The sequence below is a fragment of the Thioclava sp. GXIMD4215 genome, from assembly GCF_045291555.1.
Lineage (GTDB): Bacteria > Pseudomonadota > Alphaproteobacteria > Rhodobacterales > Rhodobacteraceae > Thioclava > Thioclava litoralis.
In genome coordinates this window covers 1,777,815-1,802,722 of sequence record NZ_CP149515.1, presented here as the reverse complement: position 1 = coordinate 1,802,722, position 24,908 = coordinate 1,777,815, and the positions used below count along the sequence as shown (strand labels likewise).

25 protein-coding genes and 1 riboswitch are annotated in these 24,908 nt (G+C 62.2%); of the genes, 10 read left to right on the top strand and 15 right to left on the bottom strand.

Annotation, left to right across the window (positions count from 1 at the left end; translation table 11 throughout):
* Nucleotides 1–109: 109 nt before the first annotated feature.
* Nucleotides 110–1,549: an aldehyde dehydrogenase family protein gene (locus tag WDB86_RS08915; protein ID WP_406735720.1), complete on the top strand. Its 1,440-nt coding sequence runs from the start codon at nt 110–112 to the stop codon at nt 1,547–1,549.
* A 61-nt stretch (nt 1,550–1,610) separates the two neighbouring features.
* Here the strand turns inward: WDB86_RS08915 and WDB86_RS08910 are convergent, their stop codons facing one another.
* The 4 genes from WDB86_RS08910 to WDB86_RS08895 all read right to left on the bottom strand — a co-directional run bounded on the left by WDB86_RS08910 (nt 1,611) and on the right by WDB86_RS08895 (nt 6,313).
* A complete protein-coding gene (locus tag WDB86_RS08910) occupies nt 1,611–2,795 on the bottom strand; it encodes a DegT/DnrJ/EryC1/StrS family aminotransferase (RefSeq protein ID WP_406735719.1) in 1,185 nt (394 codons plus the stop codon).
* 142 nt (nt 2,796–2,937) lie between these two features.
* Nucleotides 2,938–4,242, bottom strand: a complete 1,305-nt coding sequence (locus WDB86_RS08905) for an NAD(P)/FAD-dependent oxidoreductase (RefSeq protein WP_406735718.1) — start codon at nt 4,240–4,242, stop codon at nt 2,938–2,940.
* An 11-nt stretch (nt 4,243–4,253) separates the two neighbouring features.
* Nucleotides 4,254–5,606 carry a glutamine synthetase family protein gene (locus WDB86_RS08900; RefSeq protein ID WP_339108825.1) on the bottom strand — a complete coding sequence of 451 codons (1,353 nt, stop codon included), beginning with the start codon at nt 5,604–5,606 and terminating at the stop codon, nt 4,254–4,256.
* Nucleotides 5,603–6,313: a type 1 glutamine amidotransferase gene (locus WDB86_RS08895; protein WP_339108826.1), complete on the bottom strand. Its 711-nt coding sequence runs from the start codon at nt 6,311–6,313 to the stop codon at nt 5,603–5,605. The genes WDB86_RS08900 and WDB86_RS08895 overlap by 4 nt, the downstream gene beginning before the upstream one ends.
* A gap of 181 nt (nt 6,314–6,494) precedes the next feature.
* On the opposite strand from WDB86_RS08895, the gene arfB reads away from it, so the two are divergent.
* Genes arfB through WDB86_RS08875 form a run of 4 tightly spaced genes read left to right on the top strand, consistent with a single transcriptional unit; the run spans nt 6,495 to nt 9,390 of the window.
* On the top strand, nt 6,495–6,917 hold the full coding sequence (gene arfB / locus WDB86_RS08890; RefSeq protein ID WP_406737035.1) for an alternative ribosome rescue aminoacyl-tRNA hydrolase ArfB: 423 nt from the start codon (nt 6,495–6,497) through the stop codon (nt 6,915–6,917).
* Nucleotides 6,910–7,338: a hypothetical protein gene (locus WDB86_RS08885; protein WP_406735717.1), complete on the top strand. Its 429-nt coding sequence runs from the start codon at nt 6,910–6,912 to the stop codon at nt 7,336–7,338. The genes arfB and WDB86_RS08885 overlap by 8 nt, the downstream gene beginning before the upstream one ends.
* A gap of 43 nt (nt 7,339–7,381) precedes the next feature.
* Entirely contained in the window at nt 7,382–7,843 is a 462-nt protein-coding gene (locus WDB86_RS08880; RefSeq protein ID WP_339108829.1) for an NUDIX domain-containing protein, read from the top strand.
* A gap of 59 nt (nt 7,844–7,902) precedes the next feature.
* Nucleotides 7,903–9,390, top strand: coding sequence for an inorganic phosphate transporter (locus tag WDB86_RS08875; RefSeq protein ID WP_339108830.1), 1,488 nt, complete (start codon nt 7,903–7,905; stop codon nt 9,388–9,390).
* A 110-nt stretch (nt 9,391–9,500) separates the two neighbouring features.
* Here WDB86_RS08875 and WDB86_RS08870 read toward each other — a convergent pair whose 3' ends face one another.
* From WDB86_RS08870 to pncA, 3 genes are all read right to left on the bottom strand, one after another.
* Nucleotides 9,501–9,947 carry a 6,7-dimethyl-8-ribityllumazine synthase gene (locus WDB86_RS08870; RefSeq protein WP_339108831.1) on the bottom strand — a complete coding sequence of 149 codons (447 nt, stop codon included), beginning with the start codon at nt 9,945–9,947 and terminating at the stop codon, nt 9,501–9,503.
* A 75-nt stretch (nt 9,948–10,022) separates the two neighbouring features.
* Nucleotides 10,023–10,165, bottom strand: a riboswitch (FMN riboswitch).
* A 76-nt stretch (nt 10,166–10,241) separates the two neighbouring features.
* Nucleotides 10,242–11,549 carry a nicotinate phosphoribosyltransferase gene (pncB, locus tag WDB86_RS08865; RefSeq protein WP_339108832.1) on the bottom strand — a complete coding sequence of 436 codons (1,308 nt, stop codon included), beginning with the start codon at nt 11,547–11,549 and terminating at the stop codon, nt 10,242–10,244.
* 67 nt (nt 11,550–11,616) lie between these two features.
* Nucleotides 11,617–12,210 carry a bifunctional nicotinamidase/pyrazinamidase gene (gene pncA, locus WDB86_RS08860; RefSeq protein WP_406735716.1) on the bottom strand — a complete coding sequence of 198 codons (594 nt, stop codon included), beginning with the start codon at nt 12,208–12,210 and terminating at the stop codon, nt 11,617–11,619.
* Nucleotides 12,211–12,345: 135 nt separating this feature from the next.
* On the opposite strand from pncA, the gene WDB86_RS08855 reads away from it, so the two are divergent.
* The gene (locus tag WDB86_RS08855) at nt 12,346–13,269 is read left to right on the top strand and encodes a rhodanese-related sulfurtransferase (protein WP_406735715.1); all 924 of its coding nucleotides are present in this window, start codon (nt 12,346–12,348) and stop codon (nt 13,267–13,269) included.
* A gap of 13 nt (nt 13,270–13,282) precedes the next feature.
* On the opposite strand, the gene WDB86_RS08850 is transcribed toward WDB86_RS08855, so the two are convergent.
* Nucleotides 13,283–13,951: a hypothetical protein gene (locus tag WDB86_RS08850; protein ID WP_406735714.1), complete on the bottom strand. Its 669-nt coding sequence runs from the start codon at nt 13,949–13,951 to the stop codon at nt 13,283–13,285.
* 151 nt (nt 13,952–14,102) lie between these two features.
* On the opposite strand from WDB86_RS08850, the gene mbfA reads away from it, so the two are divergent.
* From mbfA to WDB86_RS08830, 4 genes are all read left to right on the top strand, one after another.
* A complete protein-coding gene (mbfA, locus tag WDB86_RS08845; RefSeq protein ID WP_339108837.1) occupies nt 14,103–15,080 on the top strand; it encodes an iron exporter MbfA in 978 nt (325 codons plus the stop codon).
* Between the two features lie 63 nt (nt 15,081–15,143).
* Nucleotides 15,144–16,058 (top strand): AEC family transporter, encoded by a 915-nt coding sequence (locus tag WDB86_RS08840; RefSeq protein WP_406735713.1) that lies wholly within the window; start codon nt 15,144–15,146, stop codon nt 16,056–16,058.
* 11 nt (nt 16,059–16,069) lie between these two features.
* Nucleotides 16,070–16,900, top strand: coding sequence for an S-formylglutathione hydrolase (gene fghA, locus WDB86_RS08835; RefSeq protein WP_406735712.1), 831 nt, complete (start codon nt 16,070–16,072; stop codon nt 16,898–16,900).
* Nucleotides 16,897–17,514 (top strand): HAD family hydrolase, encoded by a 618-nt coding sequence (locus WDB86_RS08830; RefSeq protein WP_406735711.1) that lies wholly within the window; start codon nt 16,897–16,899, stop codon nt 17,512–17,514. The genes fghA and WDB86_RS08830 overlap by 4 nt, the downstream gene beginning before the upstream one ends.
* Nucleotides 17,515–17,549: 35 nt before the next feature.
* On the opposite strand, the gene dxs is transcribed toward WDB86_RS08830, so the two are convergent.
* From dxs to WDB86_RS08795, 7 genes are all read right to left on the bottom strand, one after another.
* Entirely contained in the window at nt 17,550–19,478 is a 1,929-nt protein-coding gene (dxs, locus tag WDB86_RS08825; RefSeq protein ID WP_406735710.1) for a 1-deoxy-D-xylulose-5-phosphate synthase, read from the bottom strand.
* A 19-nt stretch (nt 19,479–19,497) separates the two neighbouring features.
* Nucleotides 19,498–20,364, bottom strand: a complete 867-nt coding sequence (locus WDB86_RS08820; protein WP_406735709.1) for a polyprenyl synthetase family protein — start codon at nt 20,362–20,364, stop codon at nt 19,498–19,500.
* Nucleotides 20,365–20,613 carry an exodeoxyribonuclease VII small subunit gene (locus WDB86_RS08815; protein WP_339108843.1) on the bottom strand — a complete coding sequence of 83 codons (249 nt, stop codon included), beginning with the start codon at nt 20,611–20,613 and terminating at the stop codon, nt 20,365–20,367.
* A 387-nt stretch (nt 20,614–21,000) separates the two neighbouring features.
* Entirely contained in the window at nt 21,001–21,621 is a 621-nt protein-coding gene (locus WDB86_RS08810; protein ID WP_406720185.1) for a queuosine precursor transporter, read from the bottom strand.
* Nucleotides 21,622–21,729: 108 nt separating this feature from the next.
* Entirely contained in the window at nt 21,730–22,620 is an 891-nt protein-coding gene (locus WDB86_RS08805; RefSeq protein ID WP_406735708.1) for an esterase-like activity of phytase family protein, read from the bottom strand.
* Complete coding sequence (gene mepA / locus WDB86_RS08800) at nt 22,617–23,513, bottom strand: penicillin-insensitive murein endopeptidase (protein ID WP_406737034.1); 897 nt, start codon at nt 23,511–23,513, stop codon at nt 22,617–22,619. Before mepA ends, WDB86_RS08805 begins: the two co-directional genes overlap by 4 nt.
* Nucleotides 23,514–23,554: 41 nt before the next feature.
* Nucleotides 23,555–24,904 (bottom strand): MFS transporter, encoded by a 1,350-nt coding sequence (locus WDB86_RS08795; RefSeq protein WP_406735707.1) that lies wholly within the window; start codon nt 24,902–24,904, stop codon nt 23,555–23,557.
* Nucleotides 24,905–24,908: the final 4 nt, after the last annotated feature.

Sequence of the window (24,908 nt, the reverse complement as noted above, 5' to 3'; positions counted from 1 at the left end):
GCGCAAATTTGCACGGCTCTATTCCCGCTTTGCATGGCGGAATGCGCTTTCGGTCCCTTGCGTCTCTGGCCGCTTTCAGACAGGCTGCGCGCGAAATAGGAGTCTGCTCATGATCGAGAAACGTCAGTTTTACATCAATGGTGAATGGGTTGCGCCGCTGGCCCCGCGCGACCACGACGTCATTGATCCGTCCACCGAAGAAGCCTGCGCCATTATCAGCCTTGGCACCAGTGCCGATGTCGATGTCGCCGTCAAGGCCGCCAAGGACGCGCTGCCTGCATGGCGCGCGACGCCCCCCGCCGAGCGTATCGCCTATGTCGAGCGTCTGCTCGAGGTCTATAAGGCCCGCCAGCAGGAGATGGCCGAGGCGATCAGCCTTGAAATGGGCGCGCCGATCGATCTGGCCTTCGCCGCGCAGGCCGGTGCCGGTATCAGCCATATCACCAACTGCCTGACCGCGGCGAAATCCTTCGAGTGGCTGCACCCGCTGGGCGATGGCACTCCGGGCGCGATGATCGGCTATCAGCCGATTGGCGTTGTGGGTCTGATCACCCCGTGGAACTGGCCGATGAATCAGGTCACGCTGAAGGTGGCGCCGGCGCTTGTGGCGGGCTGCACCATGGTGCTGAAGCCTTCGGAAGAGGCGCCGCTCAGCTCGATGCTCTTCGCCGAATTCGTGCATGAGGCGGGCATCCCCGCAGGCGTGTTCAACCTTGTGAACGGCGATGGCATGGGCGTGGGCACCGCGCTTTCGGGCCATGTGGATATCGAGATGATCTCCTTCACGGGTTCCACCCGCGCAGGCCGTGCGATCTCGAAAAACGCCGCCGAGACGCTGAAGCGCGTCGCGCTTGAGCTGGGTGGCAAGGGCGCGAACCTTGTGTTTGCCGATGCCGATGACAAGGCCGTTGAACGTGGCGTGAAGCATATGTTCAACAACTCCGGCCAAAGCTGCAATGCGCCCTCGCGTATGCTGGTCGAGCGCGCGATCTATCCGCAAGCGCTGGAAATCGCGAAGAAAGTCGCCGAGGAAACCAAGGTCGGCAACCCGCGCGAGCATGGCAAACATATCGGTCCGGTGATCAACAAGTCGCAATACGACAAGATCCAAGGGTTGATCGAGAAGGGCATTGCCGAGGGCGCGACCCTTCTGGCCGGTGGTCCGGGTCTGCCCGAGGGTGTGAACCGCGGCTATTACGTCCGCCCGACGGTCTTTGCCGATTGTACGCCGGATATGAGCATCATGAACGAAGAGATCTTCGGACCGGTGCTGTCGATCATGCCCTTCGATACGGAAGAAGAGGCTGTGAAAGTGGCCAATGACACCGAATACGGGCTGACCAACTATGCACAGACCCAAGACCCTGAGCGTCTGCGCCGCATGGCCATGCAGCTTCAGGCGGGCATGATCGAACTGAACGGCCAGTCACGCGGGGCGGGTTCGCCCTTCGGCGGGATCAAGGCCTCGGGTCGTGCGCGCGAAGGCGGGCGCTGGGGCATCGAAGAGTTCTGCGATGTGATCGCGATCTCGGGCTATGCTGCCGAATAATCTGTCCGAATATTTGGTCTGAAAAAGTGGAAAGCCGGAGCCTCACGCTCCGGCTTTTTCTTCAGGCGGGTTTGATTTGGGCCACGGCCTCTAGCAGAGCCTCCGAGATGAACTCCAGATCGGGCTGCGTCAGCCGCGCCGGCAGGCGGATGTCACAGGCGCGCATCAGCATGGCGCGGGTCTTGGGCAGCTCGGGCAGATCGCCCAAAAACTGCCAGTTCCAGAAGGCGCGGGCGTTATCGCTCGATAGCCCGAAGACCGACACCGAGACCCCCCGTGCTTTTGCCTCGGCCTGAAAAGCGCGGGCCTCGTCGTCGCTCCATTCCCCTGCCAGCAGGAATTGCAGCGAATCCGGCGCGCGGGTTTCAGGCGGCAGAGCAGGCGGCACCTTCAGCCAGCGGCTTTCTCCCAGACGGGCGGCCACATGGTCATGGTTGCGCAGCCCATCGCGCGCGCGGCGGGGGATCTCCCCGATCTGCGGCAGCAGGATCGCCGCCGACAGGTTCTGCATCCGGCAGTTATAGAGCGGCAGCTTGTTCTGCCACGCCTCGCAGCGCGTCATCAGGCCCGAGTGCTTTTTCCAGTTATGCTCATAGGCGCCCGACATGATGATGGCGCGTGCGGCCAGATCGGGGTCATCGGTGATCATCACCCCACCTTCGCCCGCGTTCAACAGCTTGTAGCTTTGGAAAGAGAAACAGCCAATGCGCCCGATCGTGCCGATCTTGCGGTTGTGCCAGCGGGTGCCAAGACTATGGGCGGCATCCTCGATCACCGGCAGGCCATGCGCCTCGGCCTGTTCCATGATGGCATCCATATCCGAGGTATGGCCCCGCATATGGCTGATCAACACGGCATCGGCGCTGGCGATCTTGGCGGCGAAATCCTCAAGGTCGATGCGGAAATCCTCGCCCACTTCGACCAGAACCGGCACGCAGCCCGCATGAACGATGGCCGAGGGCACGGCGGCAAAGGTGAAGGCCGGCACCAGAACCCGCGCGCCCAAAGGCAGATCCAGCGCCTTCATCGCCAGAAACAGCGCCTGCGAACAGCTGGACACAGCCACCGCATAGCGGACCCCCATATGGGCGGCAAAGGCCTCTTCGAGCCGCGCGACAGTCGAGCCTTCGGAGGTATAGCGGAACAGGTCTCCCGTGGTCAGCAGGCGGTCGATCTCGGCGCGGGCGGCTTCGGGGATCGGCTCGGCGTCATAGCAGTTGGGGGCGATCTGTGCATCGCGTGGCATGAGGGTCTCCTGACACAATTTGCAGCTTCATTGCCCGAGCAGTATGCTAAGGCCAAGTGAAACTAATGTGTCAACCCGTGTGCAGGCTTACAAGAGCCGCAGCAAATTCCCCTTCTGGCCGGGGGCGTTGCTGGTGGGGCCGTTACAGGCCCAGCCGGTCGCGCATCGCATACCATGTCATCGCGGCTGCCAGAAGCGGACTGCGCAGCATCGCGCCACCGGGGAATTTCGGAACATTCAGGGATGCGAAGATGTCGAATTTCTCGGCCTGACCGCTGATCGCTTCGGCCATGATCCGCCCCGCCAGCACCCCCATTGCGACCCCATGCCCCGAAAACCCCGAGGCCGACAGGATGTTATCGCCTGCAGGGCGGATGAAGGCGGGCATGCGGTTCATGGTAATTGCCAAAGTCCCGCCCCATGCATAGTCGATCCGGATATCCTTGAGGCCGGGATAGACCTCAAGCATCGGTTTGCGCACGGTTTTCACGATGTCGGGAAAACGGTAGCCATAGCTTTCGCCGCCCCCGAACAGCAGCCGGTTATCTTCCGAAAGCCGCCAGTAATTGACCACGAATTTCGTATCGGCCACGGCGACATGCTCGCGCAGCACCTCCGAAGCCCGCGCGCCCAATGGCTCGGTCGCGACGATGAAATTGTTGATCGGCATGACGCGGGCCGCGACCTTGGGCTTGAGATCGCCCAGATAGCCGTTGCAGGCCAGCACCAGATACTCCGCCCGCAGCACGCCGTCATCGGTGGTGATGGTGACCTCTGGCCCCGTTTCCACCGATTGAACATGGCTTTCCTCGTAAAGCACCGCCCCCGCCTTTTCGGCGGCAAGGGCAATCCCTTGGGCAAAGTTCAACGGATGTAGATGTCCGGCACCGCGGTCGATATCGCCGCCTTTATAGCGGTCGGAGGGCAGGATTTCCTGCAACTCGCTCTTGGTCAGCGGTTCGACCAGATCATAGCCGTAATCGCGGGAGAGTTTCTCGGCCATATGGTGGGAATGGCGGACCTCGTGCTTGTGCAGGCAGGCATGCACGATGCCCTCGTGGAAGGTCACCGGAATATCATGCGCGGCAATCAGGCATTTGACCAAGCCTTTGGCTTCCTGACCGAATTCCCACAGCCGATGCGCCATCTCGCGGCCATAGGCGGCCTCGAGATCGTCCTGTTCCAGCCGCTGGCCGGAGCCGACCTGCCCGCCATTGCGCCCCGAGGCTCCGAAGCCCACCCGATGCGCCTCGACAAGGCGCACCGAATAGCCGCGTTCGGCCAGATGCAGGGCCGCCGACAGCCCCGTGAACCCGCCACCGATGATCGCGACATCCGCTTTTTCCGCACCGCGCAGCTTGGGGCGGCGTTTGTCTGAAAAAGCGGTGGCGGCGTAATAGCTGGGCGCATGTTCGCCCGTGGTATCATTGACAAAAAGCAGGTTCATCGGGGGCCTTGTCAGACGTTCAGCAGCAGGTGTTCGCGTTCCCACGGGCTGATGACCTGAAGGAACTCTTTGTATTCATTGCGCTTTACGGCCTCGTAGACAATGCAGAACTCTTCGCCCAGCACATCGCGGATCGGGTCGTGACCGGCCAGAAGGTCCAGCGCATCGCCGAGGTTGGCAGGCAGCTCGTCGGTGCCGGAATAGGCGTCCCCCAGATATTCGGGGCGGGGCAGCTGTTTTTCCTTCATGCCCAGATAGGCGCAGGCCAGCGTCGCCGCGAGCCCCAGATAGGGGTTGCAATCCATCCCTGCCAGCCGGTTCTCGATCCGCCGCGCAGCGGGGCTGGAGATCGGTACGCGCAGGCCCGTGGTGCGGTTGTCGCGGCCCCATTCAAGGTTGATGGGGGCGGCAAAATCCGGAATGTAGCGGCGGTAGCTGTTCACATAGGGCGCCAGCAACCCGATGACCGCAGGCAGGTGGCGTTGCAGCCCGCCGATGCAATGCAGGAAGGTTTCCGTCTCGTTGCCCTTCTCGTCCGAGAAGATGTTGTTGCCATTGGTGTCGATCACCGACTGGTGGATATGCATGGCCGACCCCGGCTCGCCCTCGATGGGCTTGGCCATGAAGGTGGCGAAACAGTCGTGACGCAGCGCCGCCTCGCGGATCATCCGTTTGAAGAAGAAGATCTGGTCGGCCAGCTCGATCGGGTCGCCATGCGCGAGGTTGATCTCGATCTGGCCCGCGCCGCCTTCCTGCAGGATGCCGTCAATCTCGAACCCCTGCATCTCGGCAAAGTCATAGATATCGTCGATCACCTTGCCATATTCATCCACCGCCGACATCGAATAGGCCTGTTTGGCCGCAGCGCGCCGCCCCGTGCGGCCCATCGGCGGGATGATCGGCTGGTTGGGGTCAGTATTGCGCGCCACAAGGAAGAATTCCATCTCGGGCGCGACAATCGGCGTCCAGCCTTCGGCCTTATACAGATCGACCACCCGTTTGAGCACATTGCGCGGCGCGATGGGTACCAGATTACCGGCCTGATCTTTGACGTCATGGATCACCTGTAGCGTCCAGTCGGCGGTCCAGGGCGCGGCCGTGGCGGTCGAGAAGTCGGGTTCCAGGATCATATCCGGTTCGGTAAAGGCCCCCGAGGGGTTATCCGTCCACTCGCCGGTGATGGTTTGCAGGAAGATCGAGTTCGGCAGGTAGAAATGTTTCTGATGCGCGAATTTCGAGGCAGGCATCGCCTTGCCGCGCGCAACCCCCGCGATGTCGGGGACGATACATTCGACCTCGTCCAGCCGCCGGCCTTCCAGATAGTCCTGCGCGGCCTGCGGGCATTTCTTGATCCAGTCGCTCATGCGGTTTTCCTTTTTTCTGCGGCAAGGAACATCTGTGCGATGCGGTCGGCGATGGCCGACGAATTCTTGCTTTCGTCCAGTTTTGTTTCGGCGGCGTCAATCAGCGCATTCGGGATCGGTCCGTCGCGGCGGGTGGCCAGCATATCGCCGATCAGCGCATCGTCGAATTCGGGATGCGGCTGGATGGTGAAAATCTGGTTGCCCTTGACCATTGCGGCATAGCGGCAGAAGTCATTGCTGCCCACACAGTCGAAGCCTTCCGGCATCTGCGTCACCTGATCCTGATGCCATGCGTTCAGCGTGACGGGGGTGCCGTCGATCAGGTAATGCTGTGCGCCCACGGCCCAGCCGCCTGCAAATTTCTCGACCTTGCCTCCCAGTGCCTGTGCGATGATCTGGTGCCCGAAGCAGATCCCCGCCATCGGCACGCCCGAGGCCGCGACCTTGCGGATGAACGCTTCGAGCGGCGGGATAAAGGCGTGGTCTTCATAGGCACCGTATTTCGAGCCGCTGAGAATCCAGCCATCGCATTCATCGGGACGGGCGGGCAGTTCGCCTTTTTCGTCCACATCATAGATGCGATAGGTGAAATCGTAGCGGGAGAAGAGGCGCTGGAACATGTCAGAATACTGGCCATGTTTTTCGCGAAGCGGCTCGGCCATAGGCCCGAGCTTGAGAATGCCGATCAGCATGTAGAAACCATTCATTGAGGCGATATCGCCGGTATCCCGAGCCTAGTGCTGCAAGACGGTGGCGGCAAGGGCTGTCGCGGGGGGCGTGTCTCGGGCATCGTTCTGATAATTGGCGGGGCAGGTGGTCCGCCCGCGATATCCGCAGTTTTCGCGGCTTGGGCCTTTCTATTGCCGTCAGGCGCGTTACCTTCGCGCCATGTTGAGAATCACCGATACGATTTCGATTGCCGACTGGGAGATCACCGAAAGCTTCACCCGTTCCCAAGGGCCGGGCGGGCAGAATGTGAACAAGGTCTCGACGGCGGTCGAATTGCGCTTCGAGGCGGAGCGCTCGCCGCACCTGCCCGCGATGGTGAAGGCGCGGCTGAAAACGCTTGCAGGGCGGCGCTGGACACAGGACGGGGCGGTGCTGATCCGCTGTGAGGAAACCCGCTCGCAGTCGCGCAACCGCGAATTGGCGCGCGAACGGCTGGCCGAGCTGGTGCTGGCGGCCACCCATCGTCCGAAGCGCCGCATCGCAACCAAGCCCACCAAGGGCAGTCAGCGGCGGCGGCTGAAGGCCAAAACGATCCGTGGCGAGGTGAAGGCCCTACGAGGAAAGGTGGGTGGCGATGAGTGAGGCGGTCTCTCTGATCCGGCGTGATGGCCCTTGGGGCTGGGATGCGGCGCAGACCCGTTATCTCTGTTGTGACGGGCTTTATGGTGAGGAGCTGGACCGTAAGGGGGACGGAGCGGTTGCGGTGGACCCGCAGGTTCTGGCCTTTCTGGCCGTCCGGCTGGCGGCGCTGCCGTTTCGGGGGATCACGATTGACCCTGCACCGGCAGAGATCGGCCTTGTTTTCGCACCGCCGGACGGGGCGGAGAAGGCCCGACAGCTGCGGGCAGGCTTGCTGGAACACCTGTTGGTGCTGCCTGTACCGGAGGGGGCGCGGTTGTCCTTGCGCCCCAGCGCAGGGTTTTCCCTGCAGAATGCGGCGTTGCTGGTCGAGATGATCTCCGAGGTGCTGCTGGACATCGCGCCTGCGGGGGCCGCATGGTAGGGCGGCTCTGGCAGGAACCGACGCAAGCGGAAAGGGAAAGGTCATGATCCGCCGCCTGATGGATGTGCTGGGCAGTCTTCTGGGCCGTCGCCCTGCCGCCTTGCAGGTGGCGGCGCTGTGCACGCGCGGGCGCGGCGAAAAAACCGAAGTCCTGCTGATTACCTCGCGCGGGACGGGGCGCTGGGTGACCCCGAAAGGGTGGCCGATGCGTGGCCGGTCGCTTTCGGGGGCGGCGGCACAGGAGGCATGGGAAGAGGCAGGGGCCCGCGGGCGCATCACCGAGCGGGCGGTTGGCCATTTCACCTATGACAAGGGGCTGGATAGCGGGCTGGATATTGCTGTGGAGGTGGCCGTGTTCCATCTGTCGCAGGCAGAACTGTCGCCGGATTTCCCCGAAGCCGGAGAGCGCGAACGGCGCTGGTTTGCACCGGAAGCTGCGGCACAGGCCGTTGCCGAAGAGGGGCTGTCTGACATAATTCTGTCATTGACCAGTATCAAACGTTGATTTCTAGCCGCGTCCCTTTTATGGCCCGCCCCTGAATGTAACAGTTTTGTGGCGGATTCATGTCTTTGAACGAACAAGACGGCAAGGGTGTAAACCAGTGGAAGACGCTTGACCGCGATTTGAAGCGCCTCGGGCGTCTTGAGCATGGCGCACAGCATGTGTCGCGCAGTCTGGTTGCACCGGGAATTGCGCTGGCCTTTATCGGTCTGGCGGGGCTTGTGGCCGCGCTGCTGATGGGGGCCGGGCCGGGGCAGGGGGTTGTGGTTGTCGGGGCCGCGATCGGTGCGTATATGGCGCTGAATATCGGGGCTAATGACGTTGCCAACAACATGGGGCCGGCGGTCGGTTCCAAAGCATTGCCGATGCTGGGCGCGCTGGTGATTGCCGCCGTGTTCGAGACCAGCGGGGCGCTTCTGGCGGGCGGCGATGTGGTGAAAACCGTGGCCACAGGCATTGTGGACCCGCTCGCGCTGCAAGATCCCACAAAATATATCTGGGTGATGATGGCCGCATCGCTGGCAGCGGCGCTGTGGCTGAACCTTGCGACATGGATCGGGGCTCCGGTCTCGACCACCCACTCGATCGTGGGCGGTGTCGTCGGGGCAGGGGCGATGGCGGCAGGGTTCCATGCGATCGACTGGACGATGATCTTCCGGATCGCGGCCAGCTGGGTGATTGCGCCTGTGCTGGGCGGGGTGATTGCGGCGGCCTTTCTTGCGGTGATCCGCCGCCAGATGCTGGATGTCGAAGAGCGCATTCAGGCCGCGCGGCGCTGGGTGCCGGTCTGGAACGGGATCATGGCGGGCGCTTTCGGGGCCTATATCCTGTATAAGGGCCTCAAGCATGTGTTTCCGATCCCGCTCAACGTCTCCTGCTTGCTGGGGGTCGGGTTTGGCGTGGCCTGCTGGCTGATTTCGATCCCGCTGATCCGGCGCCAGTCCGAAGGGCTGGAAAACCGCAAGAAGTCGGTCAAGACGCTGTTCTCCTTCCCGCTGATCGCGGCGGCGGCGCTGCTGTCCTTTGCGCATGGGGCCAATGATGTGGCCAATGCGGTCGGGCCGCTGGCGGCCATCGTGCATACCGTCGAGGTGGGGTCTATCTCGTCTTCGGTCGGTCTGCCGCTTTGGGTTCTGCTGGTGGGCGCAATGGGGATCTCCTTCGGTCTGCTGCTGTTCGGGCCGCGCCTGATCAAGCTGGTCGGCTCCGAGATTACCAAGCTCAACACGGTCAGGGCCTTCTGTGTGGCGCTGTCGGCGGCGATCACCGTCATCGTTGCAAGCTGGCTGGGGCTGCCGGTCAGCTCGACCCATATCGCTGTCGGCGGGATCTTCGGCGTGGGCTTTTACCGTGAGTTCCACGCTCAGCGTCGGGCCGCCCGTCCCGGTGCGCTGCAAAAGGGCAAGCCTGTGCCGCCCGAAGAACGCAAGCGCCGCCTTCTGGTGCGCCGCGCGCATATCCTGCAGGTGGCCGCAGCTTGGGTGGTGACCGTGCCCTTCTCGGCGGTCCTTGCCATCGGCATCTATCTGCTGCTGACGCTGGTCGCCTGAGCGCGGCCACAGCCTGAAACGCAAAAGACGCAAGCCCCGCTTGCGTCTTTTCCATGTGCGGGGCCAGAGTATTACGGCCAGACCCTGCTGGGGCGTGTGGCGCAGGCCGCTCAGGCCTTTGCAAGCGCCGCAAGCTGGTCATGCAGCGTCGTGACACCCAGAGCGGCCTGCGCCGCCTCGCGGCCTTTCTGCACGAAATGGTCTTTGTAGATCCGGTTGTGGTGGTCGGTTTCCTGATAGTGATGCGGGGTCAGCGAGACCGACAGGACCGGAACACCGGTTTCAAGGCCGGTGCGCATCAGGCCGTCGACCACGGTCTGGGCCACGAAATCATGACGGTAGATCCCGCCATCCACCACGAAGGCCGCACAGGCGATGGCGGCATAGCGCCCCGTTTGGGCCAGTTTCTTGGCGGCCAAGGGCAGTTCGAACGCCCCCGGCGCATCGAACACGTCAACCTGATCGGCAGGGATCAGTTCGTAAAATCCTTTCAGTGCCTGATCGACAATATCGGCATGCCACTGCGCTTTGACGAAAGCATAACGGGTGGGTGTCATCTGGATCTCCTTTCGCAACAACACGTCACCCAAGGCGATCACATGCCAGAACGCTTCGCGAAGGGCGCGCGCCTGACACATTCTCTTCCATCCGGACTATGACCGTCGGCTCGGGAATTGCACCCGATCTGCTGACCCCTCTTGGTGAGGGCGCTCGCGGGCTTGCAGACCTGCTGCTTACCGCCGGTGGGGAATTTCGCCCCGCCCTGAGAACAGCGCGAAAGTGGCGCGTTTCACGGGCGGGTGCAAGAGGCAGCTTGTGGCTGAATTGCACAGCCTGTCATGCATTTACGGTCAGACAATCACATCGCGCGCGATTTGCTGGCCGATGCCGAACACGCGGCGGTAGCGGTCGATCTCGGAGAGCGGGCCCATCGCCTTATTGGGATTGTCCGACAGTTTCACCGTCGGTTTGCCATTGGCCGAGATCGCCTTGCAGACAAGGCTGAACGGAGCCAGCCCGTCATCCGGCACGAAGCCGCGGAAGTCATTGGTCAGCAGCGTGCCCCAGCCAAAGCTGCATTTGACCCGCCCGTGGAACTGGCCATGCAGCTTGCGGATCTCCTCGACATCCAGCCCGTCAGAGAAGATCACCAGCTTCTTGCGCGGGTCTTCCCCTTTCGACTCCCACCAGCGGATCGCGGCCTCGGCCAGAGGGGCCGGATCGCCGCTATCGATACGGATGCCGGTCCAGCCTGCCAGCCAGCTTGGTGCATCGCGCAGGAAGCCTTCGGTGCCGTAAGTGTCGGGCAGGATGATGCGCAGGTTGCCGTCATGCTCTTCGTGCCAGTCCGCAAGCACCTTGTACGGGGCCTGCTTGAGCGCTTCGTCGGTATCGGCCAAGGCGGCATAGACCATTGGCAATTCATGGGCATTGGTGCCCACCGCCTCGATGTCGCGGCGCATGGCGATCAGGCAGTTCGAGGTGCCGGTAAAGGCCCCGCCCGCCGCACTGTCGCCCAGACCTTCCAGCATCGCCTGCACGCACCAGTCCTGCCAAAGATGGCTATGGCGGCGGCGCGTGCCGAAATCCGCGATTTTCAGCCCTTCGAGATCCTTGAGCGCATTGATCTTTTCCCAGATGCGGGTCATCGCGCGGGCATAGAGCACCTGCAGCTCGAAACGGCGCATCTGGTTGACAATCGCGCGCGAGCGCAGCTCCATCAGGATTGCCAGCGCGGGAATTTCCCAAAGCATGACCTCATGCCAGCGGCCTTCGAAGGTCAGCTCGTACTGGCCGTCTTTGACCTGTAGGTCATATTCCGGCAGCTGGTAGTTGTCGAACCACTCCATGAAGTCGGGGCGGAACATCTGGCGCTTGCCATAGAACATATTGCCGCGCAGCCATGTGCTTTCCCCGCGCGACAGTTTCAGCGAGCGGGCGTAATCCAGTTGCATGCGCAGGACATTCTCGTCGATCAGCTCGGCCAGCTTGATGTCTTTCGAGCGGTTGATCAGCGAGAACCGCACCACCGTATCGGGGCTGTTGCGGAAGATCGACTGGCACATCAGCAGCTTGTAGAAATCGGTGTCGATCAGGGAGCGGATGATCGGGTCGATCTTCCACTTGTGGTTATAAACGCGCGTCGCGATATCGACCATACTCGGCCCCTCCCTCGTTATGGCAGGGACTAAACCGATAAATCAGGCACTTGGCAAGAGCCGGGGGTCAGGCAAGCCGAATGCCCGCCGCCTCCATCCTGCCCAGCGCCGCCGCCTGTGAGCCGTCCAGATCGATGCCACGGCAGGCCGAATGCCGGACGCGGACCCCATAGCCCAGCTTTGCCGCATCCAGCGCGGACCAAGCGACGCAGAAATCCAGGGCCAGCCCGCAGAAGGTCAGGTCCGTCACACCGCGCTCTTGCAGATAGCCATGCAGGCCGGTGGGCGTGGTCCGGTCATTCTCGAAAAAGGCCGAATAGCTGTCGATCGCGGGGCGAAAGCCCTTGCGCAGCACCAGATCGGCGGCATCCGTGGCCAGATCGGGGTGAAACGCCGCGCCTTGCGTGCCCTGCACGCAATGATCCGGCCACAGGACCTGCGGACCATAAGGCATGTGCGCCACCGAATAGGGATCGGCCCCGTGGTTCGAGGCAAAGGATTGGTGGTCGGCGGGATGCCAGTCCTGCGTCAGTACGGTCACGTCATGCTCGCCCATCAGCGCATTGATTTCTGTGACAATCTCGTCGCCTGCAGTAACGGCAAGTTTGCCGCCCGGACAGAAGTCGTTCTGCATATCGATGACGATCAGGGCTGTGGTCAAGAGAGGGCTCCGCTGTTGTGTCAGGCAGGCTAGGCGGCGCTGGGCCAAGGGTCAACTGGCACGGAAAAGCTGTGGTTGTAATACAGATTATATCAGGCTTGCCTGAAGCGGGCTCAAGGCAGTAAACGCAGGCGCATGTATATCGTAGCCGCACTCTATCACTTCACCCGATTCGATGATCTGGCCGCCATCCGTGGCCCGCTCTTGGCGCTGGCACAGGCGCAGGGCGTCAAGGGCACGCTTCTGCTGGCCCATGAGGGGATCAATGGCACCATCGCCGGCCCGCGCGAAGGGATCGATGCCGTGCTCGCCCATGTGCGCGCGCTTCCGGGCTGTGCCGATCTGGACTGGAAGGAAAGCACCGCCGAGGAAGAACCCTTCCTGCGGATGAAGGTGAAGCTGAAGAAAGAGATCGTGACGATGGGCCAGCCGGATGTGGATCCGACGGCCTCGGTCGGCAATTACTGCACGCCGGAAGAGTGGAACGAACTCATTCAGGCGCCTGATGTTGTGGTGATCGATACGCGCAATGATTACGAGGTCGATATCGGCACCTTCAAAGGCGCTGTGGACCCCAAAACCAAGACCTTCCGCGATTTCCCGAAATGGTGGGAAGAGAACCGCGAGCGTTTCCATAACAAGCGCGTGGCGATGTTCTGCACCGGCGGTATCCGCTGCGAGAAATCGACCAACTATCTGATCGGGCAGGGTGTCGAGGATGTCTACCACCTGAAGGGCGGCATCCTGAAATATCTTGAAGAGATGCCCAAGGAAAACAGCCTCTGGGAAGGCGATTGCTTCGTGTTTGACGGGCGTGTGGCGCTGACCCACGGGCTGGAGCAGGGCAAGCACCGCGAGGTCTGCCATGCCTGCCGCCGCCCGCTTGCCCCCGAAGACCGCGCCCGCCCCGAATTCGAGCAGGGCGTGCAATGTCACCATTGCGTGGATGAATACGGGCCGGAAGACCGCGCCCGTTTCCGCGAGCGCGAGCATCAGATCCAGCTGGCGAAGGCCCGCGGCGAACGCCATATCGGTCGGGAAGAGGCCTCGGAGGTCTGATCCCCTTCCGGCCTCAGGCGGCCTTGGCCGCCCCTTGCTCCGCCTCGTAACGCCGCGCCCAAGCCAGCCCTGTTTCCACGCCAAAGGCAATGGTCAGCGCCGCCCCGATATCGATCGAGGATTTTTCCACGGGTTGGAGGCTGTTGACGCCCAATGCGGCGATTGCTCTGTGAATAAGTTCGAAGGGCGTGTCTTTGCTGACGAGGCCGAGAACGAAAAACACGACACAGATTGCTACAAAGCTTATTAGCCTGCGCCAGTTGGCAGCGCTGATCGCCGGATCGTCAAGCCGCATGATCGGGCTGAAGAAAAAGCCTGCATAGAGGCATAGCCAGAATGTCAGAAACAGGATGATGGCGATAGGGGTCGGGATGTCTCCCGTAAGATGGTAATAGGCGCTATAACCTATGCCGAGCGATATGCTGGCTAGGCAGATGCTCACGCCGCATGTCCCCAAGATACAGGCGACATCGGGGCGGCGGTTTGCGGCAAGCGTAAACGTTATCCCCGCAGCGATCACACCGGGCAAGGCGACAACGCCCAAGATCGCAACGACGGCCTCGCCAGGGCTATTGAAATAATCGAAGTGATGCGTGAAATCGACCGGTAGCAGGCCTATCCCGATGGTGGTCGCACTGGCGACCAGCAACCAGACGCCAAGGCCGAGTGTCAAAGATTTCATCTTAAAATCCGTGGTTTGTTATGAAGCATGGCGTCTTTAGCACTCGACAGAGGGGCAGAGAAGGTAAAATAGGGCCTGTGAGGTTTTCGGTCTTGGCAAAGAACCGCGCCTCGCCTACCTTAGAACTGTTCTAAAGTTGAGGGCCGCATCCATGTTTTCCTTCCTCGGTAACCGTCGCCGCTTTTCGGACCTGAACGAGCAGGAGATCCTCGCGCTGGCGATTTCGTCGGAAGAGGATGACGCCCGCATCTACCGTCAGTTTGCCGAGCATCTACGGGCGGAATTTCCCGCCTCGGCCAAGGTGTTCGACGGGATGGCACTGGAGGAAGACGAACACCGCCGCCGTTTGATTGAAACACATCAGGCGCGGTTCGGTCAGGTGATCCCGCTGATCCGGCGCGAACATATCGCGGGGTTCTATTCGCGCAAGCCGGTCTGGATGGCCGAGACCATGTCGCTGGACGCCATGCGCGGGGAAGCGGCCGCGATGGAACGCGAGGCCGAGCGTTTCTATACCGCTGCTGCCGGACGTGCCACCGATGCCACGACCCGTAAGCTGCTGGGCGATCTTGCCGCTGCCGAGGCGGGGCATGAAGCCACGGCCGAGCATCTTGTGGAAGAACATCTGACCCCCGACGCCCGTGCCGAGGAAGACCGCGCGGCGCATCGTCAATTCGTGCTGACCTGGGTGCAACCCGGTCTGGCGGGGCTGATGGACGGGTCGGTCTCGACTCTGGCGCCGATCTTTGCCACCGCTTTCGCCACGCAGGACCCGAAGACCACGCTGCTGGTCGGGCTTGCGGCTTCGGTCGGGGCGGGGATCTCGATGGGCTTCACCGAGGCCGCCCATGACGACGGGGTTATCTCGGGCCGTGGCTCGCCGCTCAAGCGCGGTCTGGCCTCGGGGGTGATGACGGCTTTGGGAGGGTTGGGCCATGCGCTGCCCTATCTGATCCCCGATTTCTGGACCGCCACCATCATCGCGATGATGGTGGTCTTTGTCGAACTCTGGGCGATTGCCTGGATCCAGAACCGCTATATGGAGACGCCCTTCCTGCGCGCGGTCTTCCAAGTGGTGCTGGGCGGCGCGCTGGTCTTTGCCGCAGGTGTGCTGATCGGCGGCGGCTAAGCGCCAAGCAGGCTTATCATGGACAGGCTGGCGCTTTTGCAAGAGCCGTGCTAGCGACATCCTATGTTCGCGATATTCCTGCAGCTGCTTCCGTTTTTCGCCCTGATCGGGCTTGGCTGGTCTGCCGGACGCATCGGTTTTTTCCCGCCCGCTGCGACGGCCTATCTGACGAAATTCATCTTCTTCTTCCCGCTGTCGGCAATGCTGTTCGACTTCACTTCGGGGCTGGAGATCAGCCATGTGTTTCAGGCGCGCTTTATGGGCGCCTATCTTGCGGGATCGCTTTGTATCTGGCTGATGGCTTTCGCGGTGGCAAAGCTGCGCGGCGAGGCCACCGATATGTCCACCATCGAAGCGCAGACCGCGATGATCGGCAATACCGGCTTTCTGGGCGTGCCGATGCTGGCTGCCGTGCTGGGGCCGGAGGCGGTGCCCGCCATCATCATGGTGCTCTGCGTCGATCTGATCGTATTCTCGGTGCTGTTTACCGTGGTGATCAGCGCGGCCCGCACAGGGCGGGTCGCTATGTGGCCCCTTGCCTTGGGAGTGGTGAAAAACCCGATGGTGGTCTCGATGGCGGCGGGGCTTATCTGGTCGGCCTCCGGCCTGCCGATCCCCGAGTGGCTGTCCCATACCGTGACCATGCTGGGTGCCGCCGCCACCCCAGGTGCGCTTTTCGCCATAGGCGCCAGCCTTGCGGCGCTGACGCTGAACCGGCTTGGCCCCGCGTCGTGGCTGTCGGTCTGCAAGCTGGCACTACATCCCTGCGTGATCGCGCTTTCGGCGTTTTTTGTCTTTGGCGTGGACCGTTTCGATGCGGGGGTGATGGTGGCCACCGCCTCCTTGCCTGTCGCGGGAAATGTCTACATGCTGGCGCAAAACTATAACATCGGCGCGCCGCGGGTCTCTGCTGCCATCTTCGTGTCAACGGCCGCCAGTATTCTAACGCTGCCAGTCATTCTGCACTGGGTCCAATAAGAGAGGGTGCCATGCGCATTATTTCCGAAAACCGCTGCTTCGAGGGCGTCCAAGGCGTCTATGCGCATGACTCCAAGGCCACCGGCACCGAGATGACCTTTGGTCTGTTCCTGCCCGAAGAGGCCGAAGACGGCCCCGTGCCGCTTTTGTGGTATCTGTCGGGGCTGACCTGCACCCATGAGAACGCGATGACCAAAGCGGGCGCTCAGGCTTGGGCGGCGGAACATGGTGTGGGGCTGGTTTTCCCCGATACCTCGCCGCGTGGCGAAGGCGTTGCCAATGACGAGGCCTATGATCTGGGCCAAGGCGCGGGCTTTTACGTCAATGCCACGCAGGACCCCTGGGCCAAGCATTTCCGCATGTGGGACTATGTGGCCGAAGAGCTGCCCGCGCTCCTGCTGTCGGAATTCGCCATCGACCCCGATCGCCAGTCGATCACCGGCCATTCGATGGGCGGGCATGGCGCGCTGACCCTAGCGATGCGCCTGCCGGGGCGGTTCCGGTCGGTCTCGGCCTTTGCGCCCATCGCGCAACCCACGCAAAGCGATTGGGGCCGCAAGCAGCTGGGCGCCTATCTGGGCACCGATGAGGCCGCGTGGCTTGACCACGACAGCACCCATCTGATGACCGAACTCGGCTTTGACGGCCCCGTTCTGGTGGATCAGGGCGCGTCTGACCAGTTCCTTGACCTGCTGCGCCCCGAAGCGCTGGCCGGGGCCATGATGGCGCGCCGCCAAGAGGGCACCTTCCGCATGCAGAAGGGCTATGACCATAGCTATTTCTTCGTGCAAAGCTTCATGGCCGACCATCTGGCCTTCCATGCCGAGGCTCTGTGGAAATGATCAAGGCCGTCGTATTCGATATCGGCAACGTGCTGATCGAATGGCAACCCGAGCGCCATTTCGACAGCTTCATGGACCCCGAAGACCGCAAGCGCCTCTTTGCCGAGGTCGACCTGCATGCGATGAATGATGCCGTCGACAAGGGCGGCAACCTTCCCGAGCTTTGCACGGCACTGGCCGAGCGCCATCCCGAATGGCGCGAGCAGATCCTGCGCTGGAACGCCGACTGGCTGCAAATGGCCAGCCCCGCGATCCCGCAGTCGGTCCGCCTGTTGCGAGCGCTGCGGTCCAAGGGCATCCCCGTCTTTGCGCTGTCGAATTTCGGCATCGGTACCTTCGCTATGGCGGAAGAGAAATACGACTTCCTGCAGGAGTTTGACCGCCGCTATATCTCGGGGCATATGGGGGTCATCAAACCCGATCCGAAAATCTACCAGATGCTGGAAGAGGATTGCGGAGTGGCCCCAGAGGCGCTTCTCTTTGCCGATGACCGCTCCGACAATATCACGGCGGCCAAGGCACGCGGCTGGCAAACCCATCTTTTTACCACACCTCAGGGATGGGCTGACAGGCTGGTGGCAGAAGGGCTTTTGACGCCTGAAGAGGCGCAGTAAAACAAACGGCCCCGCAAAGGGGCCGTTTTCTTTCCTCAGGCCCGCTTGGCCACGGAAATATCCATCATCTCCAAGACCTTCGCCTCAATCTGCGCGGCATTCATACCCGCCACCTGATACATCTTCTCGGGCGAGGCATGGTTGATGAAATCATCAGGCAGCACCATCGACCGCAGACGGAACCCGCGATCAAACACGCCTTCTTCCATCAGGAAGTTCTGCACATGGCTGGCGAAGCCGCCAATCGCGCCTTCCTCGATGGTTAGAATGGCCTCATGCTCGGCCACAAGCTGCAAGATCATATCCTTGTCCAAAGGCTTGCAGAAGCGCGCATCGGCCACGGTCACAACGATGCCGCGCGCGCGCAGTGCCTCGCTGGCCTTCAGCACTTCCGACAGGCGCGCGCCATAGCTGAGGATGGCCAGCTTCACGCCCTCCTGAATGATGCGCCCTTTCCCGATCTCCAAGGGCACGCCCCGCTGGGGCATATCCACGCCCATGCCCTCGCCACGCGGATAGCGGAAGGCCGAGGGACGGTCGTCAATGGCCGCGGCGGTCGCCACCATATGCACCAGCTCGGCCTCGTCGCCTGCCGCCATCACCACGAAATCGGGCAGGTTCGCCAGAAAGGCCGTGTCGAAGGCGCCCGCATGGGTCGCGCCATCAGCCCCCACCAGCCCCGCGCGGTCAATTGCGAAACGCACCGGCAGCTTCTGGATCGCCACGTCATGCACGATCTGGTCATAACCGCGTTGCAGGAAGGTCGAATAGATCGCGCAGAAGGGCTTGATCCCCGAGGCCGCAAGCCCCGCCGAGAACGTCACCGCATGCTGCTCGGCAATGCCCACGTCAAACATCCGGCGCGGGAAATGCGCTCCGAATTCCTTCAGCCCCGTGCCATCGGGCATGGCCGCCGTCACGCCGACGATTTTCTCGTCGCGCTCGGCCTCGGAAATCAGCGCCTCGGCAAAGACCTTGGTGTAAGAGGGCGCATTCGACGGCGCTTTCTTCTGCTCGCCGGTCGCAAGGTTGAACTTCGCGGTCGCATGGCCACCATCGGGGCGGCTTTCGGCAGGCGCATAGCCCTTGCCCTTCTTGGTCAGCGCATGGATCAGCACCGGCCCACGGGCGCGCGCCTTCAGCGTGCGCAACAGCGGCAGCAGGCTTTCCAGATCATGCCCGTCCACAGGGCCGATATAGGTAAAGCCCAGCTCTTCAAACAGCGTCCCGCCCATGGCCATGCCCTTGAGCATCTCCTTGGCGCGTTTCGCCCCTTCCTTGAAGGGCTCGGGCAGGAAGGCGCGGGCGGCACCCTTGGCGACCTCCTTGAGGTCCTGCAGGGGCGATTCCGAATAGAGCCGCGTCAGATAGGTCGACAAAGCCCCGACAGGCGGCGCAATCGACATCTCGTTGTCATTCAGCACCACAAACATGCGGTTTTTCAGATGGCCACCGTGGTTGAGCGCCTCGAAGGCCATGCCTCCGGTCAGGGCGCCGTCACCGATCACCGCAATCGCATCGCCCGTCTCGGCCCCGAGTTCGCGCGCGGTGGAAAAACCCACAGCCGCCGAAATCGAGGTCGAACTATGGCCCGCGCCGAAGGGGTCATAGGCGCTTTCCGAGCGTTTGGTAAAGCCCGACAGCCCGTCCTCCATCCGCAGGGTGCGGATACGGTCGCGGCGTCCGGTCAGGATCTTATGAGGGTAGCACTGGTGGCCCACATCCCAGATGATCTTGTCGCGCGGGGCGTCAAAGACCGCATGCAGCGCCACGGTCAATTCGACCACCCCCAGACCCGCGCCCAGATGGCCGCCGGTTTCCGACACGGCCGCAACGGTTTCACGGCGCAGCTCTCCGGCCAGCTGGATCAGCTCGCGGTCGCTGAGGCCCTTCATATCGGCAGGCAGGCGCACACGGTCCAGAACGGGCGTGGTCGAGGCTTGGTTTTGCGGGAGGTCGCTCATCTGTGGCTATCCGCTTTCGTCAGTGTTTGCGCGCGATGGTGAAGCGCGCGAGATCGCGTAGGCTATCGGCACCTTGCGCATAGGGGGCAAGGGCGGCAATGGCGAGGTCACAAAGCTCTGTGGCGCGGGTCTTTGCGCCCGCAAGCCCCAGCAACGACACAAAGGTCGCTTTACCGGCCTCGGCATCCTTATGCAGGCGCTTGCCGGTCAGATCCTCATTGCCCTCGATATCCAAGATGTCATCGGCAATCTGGAAAGCAAGGCCCAGAGCCTTGGCATAGGCCGCAAAAGGCGCAGGGTCCTTTTCGGCAAGCACGGCACCGGCCTTCGCGGCAAAGCCGATCAGCGCGCCGGTCTTGCCTTCCTGCAGCTCTATGATCTGTTCGATGGTCAGCGGGGTCGGGGCGGTCTCGGCGGCAATATCCAGCGCCTGACCATACACCATGCCCTCCGCACCAGATGCCTGCGCCAGATCGGCCACCAGCCTGATACGGGTCTCTGCCGTGCCAAGCGCAGGGCTGGTCAGCAGTTCGAAGGCCATTGTCTGGAGCGCATCGCCTGCCAGAGCGGCGGTGGCCTCGTCCCATTGCACATGCACCGTCGGCATGCCGCGGCGCAGGTCGTCGTTATCCATGCAGGGCATGTCGTCATGGACAAGGCTATAGGCGTGCAGCGCCTCGACCGCGCAGGCCGCAGGCATGGCTTTCTCGGTCGGGATGTCGAAAATGGCAGCCCCTTCCAGCACCAGAAACGCCCGCAGCCGCTTGCCGCCCTGCAGCGCGTAATGCATCGCATCACGCAGCTGGCCTGCCGGATATTGCGCCACATGCGCGTCAAGCGCCGCTTGCACGGCGGTTTGGATATTTGTCAGACGGTCGGTGAACATTTACAGCCCTTCGGTCGGCACCGTGCCAGCGGGGGTGCCATCGGCGGCCAGCGTGATTTTCTCGACGCGCTCTTCCGCCGTCTTGAGAAGGGTAGCGCAGCGCTCTTTCAGCGCGGCACCGCGTTCGTATAGTGCAATCGACTGGTCAAGAGGCACATCGCCCCGATCAAGCTGGTTCACGACCTGCTCGAATTCCTTCATCGCTTCTTCGAAGCTCATTGCGGAAACATCGCGTGTCACGTCGGTCATCGCCCACTCCTTCGTTGGGCTTGGGATGCCACCAAATGCCGCGCGGGTCCAGCCCCCATAAGGGGAAAGCGGTGCGATGAGGGAAGGCGAGGGCGCTAAAAAGCAAAACCCCGCCCAAAGCAAAGCCTGGCGGGGAAGCAACTTGAAGGGCCGTCTTGAGAAAGACGGCCCCCGAGTTCTAAGGAGATGGTCCGGTTAGGGGTCTGAAGACGATCCGAAACGGAGCCCACCCAGGGTTCAAATTGCCTTAGGGATTGCCCTCAGGCCTCGGCCCCCCTGAATGTCCCGACACCTCTCTCCAATATCACTCTAGACACTGGATCACCTCCTTTCATTGCGTTACCGATAACTCAAAGGTGGCACAGATTTGGTTTATGACAAGTTAATTCATGCTGTTTTGGGTGATAGTTTCGTGACAGCTGCCTTAAAAGGCAGCAAGGCGATCAAAGATAAGGCAAACTTGAGCGAACTATCTGCAATCGCAAGCGAAACCCAAAGCGGTGCCATCGGTCCGACGCCCAAAACCGGCAGGGTCTCATTGGCCCATGAGACATCATCGGCAGGCCAGATGAAGGCGAGCTGGGTCGCGAAGGCCATCGAGAAAAAGATCGTGGAATCCAGACAGGATCCGATCAGCGAGGAGACAAGCGGCGCGCGCCACCAGCTGCCGCTGCGGAGCCGGTCGAAAATGGCGACATCCACCATCTGCGCCAGCAGGAAGGCCGACCCCGACCCGATGGCGACGCGCACCGAAACGAGCGGGCCGAACTGGCCTTCGATCTGGCTGCCGATCAGCGAGCACAGGACGCCAGTGACAAACCCCGCCAGAACGACGCGGCGCGCCTGTCGGGGGCCGTAGAAGCGGTTCATCAGATCGGTGACGAGAAAGGCGAAAGGATAGGTGACCGCGCCCCAAGTGAGCCAGTCGCCCAACAGGAACTGCACCAGAATGTTGGAGGCCACGACAATGATGGCCATAGCGAGAACGCCAGGGAGGAAGTGTTTCATGATTTTGACCGTTTTTACATGGTAGCGGAGACATGGTCCGATGTGCCGGACGATAGGCGCGCATACCGCCTCGCCGTCCTTGCGGTCAAGAAAAAACGTGGGTCATGCTTATTTGGGAAGACGGTATTCGACGATTTCCGTGCGCTGGAGCATGCGGAAATTATCATCCGAAATCATTGTCAGCCGGATGAACCCTTCTGTATCGCGCCAGACGGAAAGCCCTTCGAGATTGTCGTGATGGCCCGCTGTGGTCTGCAGCAGAACCTGTCCTTGGCCCAGTTTGCCATCCCTGACCTCGAATACCTCGACCCGTGTCAGGAAGCCCAGAAGCCCCCAGAAATCGCGTTCGAGCAGATAGAAGCGCCCGTCCGGTCCGAAATCTGCGCCCACGGCCTGCCATTCCCCCTCGCGGGCGATGGAGAAGGGGCGCGACCAGCGGTTATCGGCCAGTTTGAACACCGGAAAGGGCCGCCCCGAGCGCCCCGACCGTTCGGGCAGGGTGTAAAGCGCGCCGCGTCCGTCGATCGCGAGCGCCTCCAGCGAGGCATTGGCCTGAAGATGCCGGAACTCGGCCGCCCGTGGCAGCGGCACCGCCTTGCTGGAGCCTTTTGCATAATAATCGATACGCGGCAGGTCGCCCTCGAAGGAGACATAGACGCCGCCATCGGGGGCAAGGGCCAACCCCTCGGAATCACCGCGCGAGACGGTCATCGGGCGGTCGTGATTGTCATGCAGGGTAAGCGGATTGGCACTGGGGCTGACCGCTGTGATCTTGCCTGATGCGTCTCGGGTGATCGTGGCACGCCAGAGGCTTGTCCGGTCCGACAGCGTGATCAGTTCGCGCCCGTCTTCGGTCAGTTCCAGCCCGGAGAACCCGCCGAATTGCGGGTGGTCGACTTTCCAGACATAGGTCTGCAGGAATTCGGCGGGCCCTGCGGTTTGCGCTTTTGCCGGCAAGGCGAGGCAAAGCGCGATCAGGGTGAAAAGGAAAGGTTTCATTGCGCAGATAGGATCGTCCGGCATTGGGCGGGAAGATCCGCCATCGTATAGGTTTTCGCCGTGCGCGGTGCAGGGCCTTTCGGCTTTTGCGGGGCGGCGGGTTTGGTCGGGTGCAGGGCTTCGGTCACCCACCAGTTCAGCGTCTCGTCACAGCCGTCGCCGCCTTTGGACAGCTGGGTCACGGTCGGCGTCTGGGCTTCGCAATATTTCGCACCGGGCGGGCATTTCAGCCGCACGTGGAAATGGGTGTTATGACCCCAATAGGGGCGGATTTTCTGCAACCACGCGCGGTCCCCACGCGGCGCCGCATTGCACATGGCGATCTTGGCTGCGGCGGCCACGAAGATCCGGTCCACCCGCGGGTCGGAGGCGGCGGCCTTCAGCAATGCCATATGGGCGGGGGTCCAGTTGCCATTGGTCCGCGTCTGGTCAGCGGTGCGGATGGAGATCGACGAGATTTTCTCGCGCTCGGCACGGCTGAGGGTCAGCCGTTTGGGCGGCAGCATCCAGATATCGGCATCCAGCCCTGTCTGGTGGCTGGCATGGCCGCCGGTCATCGGGCCACCGCGAGGCTGTGCGATATCGCCGATATAAAGCCCCGACCAGCCGGGCAGGGTGGCCGCATAGCGCGACAGATCCTGTAGGAAGGCCAGTGTTTCGGGCTGGCCATAATAGCGGTTGCGCGACAGGCGCATCATCTGCCATGTCGGGCCGCTTTCGGGCATAGTGGCCAGACCCGCAGCACAGCCCTTGGAATAGAACCCCACAGCGGCGGGAGCTTGGGTGGTGGGGGTGGATTTGGCACCGAACAGCTGCCGTGCAAGCGGTTCGGCCTGCGCCATCTCGCCGGAGGCCAGAGAGATCCCCAGAACCAGTGGAAGAACCAGAACCAGTGGAAGAAGACGAGACAGTTGCACGGGCGGAATGTCCTGTTTTACGAACGAGAGGGGGCAGAGGCGGTGGCCGTCGGTCTGACCCAGCTTAACAGCACAAGCCCCGCCACGAAAAGTGCCAAAACCGGGGTGATGCCCAGAGATTGCTGCCCCGTCACCGAGGTCACGATTCCGATGGACAGCGGCGCGATAAATGCGGTGGCCTTGCCCGACAGCGCATAGATGCCGAAATATTCGGTCATCCGCTCGGGCGGGGACTGGTGCACCATCATCACACGGCTGGCCGATTGCAGGGCACCGCCTGCCCCGCCGATGACGCAGCCCAGAACGAAAAAGGCGATATCGGGGGCTGCGGACTCCGCTGTGACGGGCAGGCCGAAAACATGATCGGGGGTAATCGAGATGATGCCCAGCACCGCCGCGATCAGCATCAGCAGGCAGGCGATGATAACCGGTTTGGAGCCGAACCCGTCATCCGCGCGCCCGCCGAGCCATGCGAAGATCGCACCTGCGATAATCGAGAGAATGCCGAAGATGCCGATCTGCGTGATCGACCAGCCCAGCACGCCCGCCGCATAAAGCCCGCCAAAGACATAGACCCCGTTGAGCGCGTCGCGATAGAGCATCGACGCCGCCAGCCATGCCATCAGGCTCGGGCGCTTGGGCAGCGACCCGAGCGTCATACGCAGGTTGGGCCAGCCTTGCGCCACGGCTGCCCTGATCGTCAGGGCATCCGGCTTCGGGCGGTCTTTCACCCAGAGGAAAAACGGGATCATGAAGACCGCATACCATAGCGCCGTCAGGGGGCCTACGATGCGCGTATCCTCGCGGCTGCCGACATCCAGCCCGAAGATCGGGGCGCGCCCGATCAGGGTATGGCCGGTTTCGGGGCTGGCCTGAAACAGGGTCAGCATCAGGATCAGCAGGATCAGCCCGCCGACATAGCCGAAGGCCCAGCCCGCCCCCGAGATCCGGCCCAATGTGCTGCGGGGGCCAAGCTCGGGCAGGTAGGCATTGGTGAAGGTGGTCGCGAATTCCATGCCGATCAGCCCGATCGCAAAGCTCGTCAGGATAAAGAGCAGGCTGTAATCCTGCGGAATGGCCCACCACAGGCCGGAAGCTCCCAGCACATACATCGCGGAAAACAGCCACAGGAACCGGCGTTTGGCCCCGCTTCTATCGGCGACCGCCCCCAGAAAGGGGGAGGCCAGTGCAATCACCACCCCTGCCGCGCCAATGCCATAGCCCCAGACGGCCTGCGCCACACTGCCATCGCCCAGAAGCGTCTTCATATAGGGGCCGAAGGTGAAGGTCAGCAGAAGCGTGTTATAGGGCTGGCTGGCCCAGTCGAAGAAAAACCAGCCCCAGAGAGCTTTCCTGTCGCGCTGCATGAGA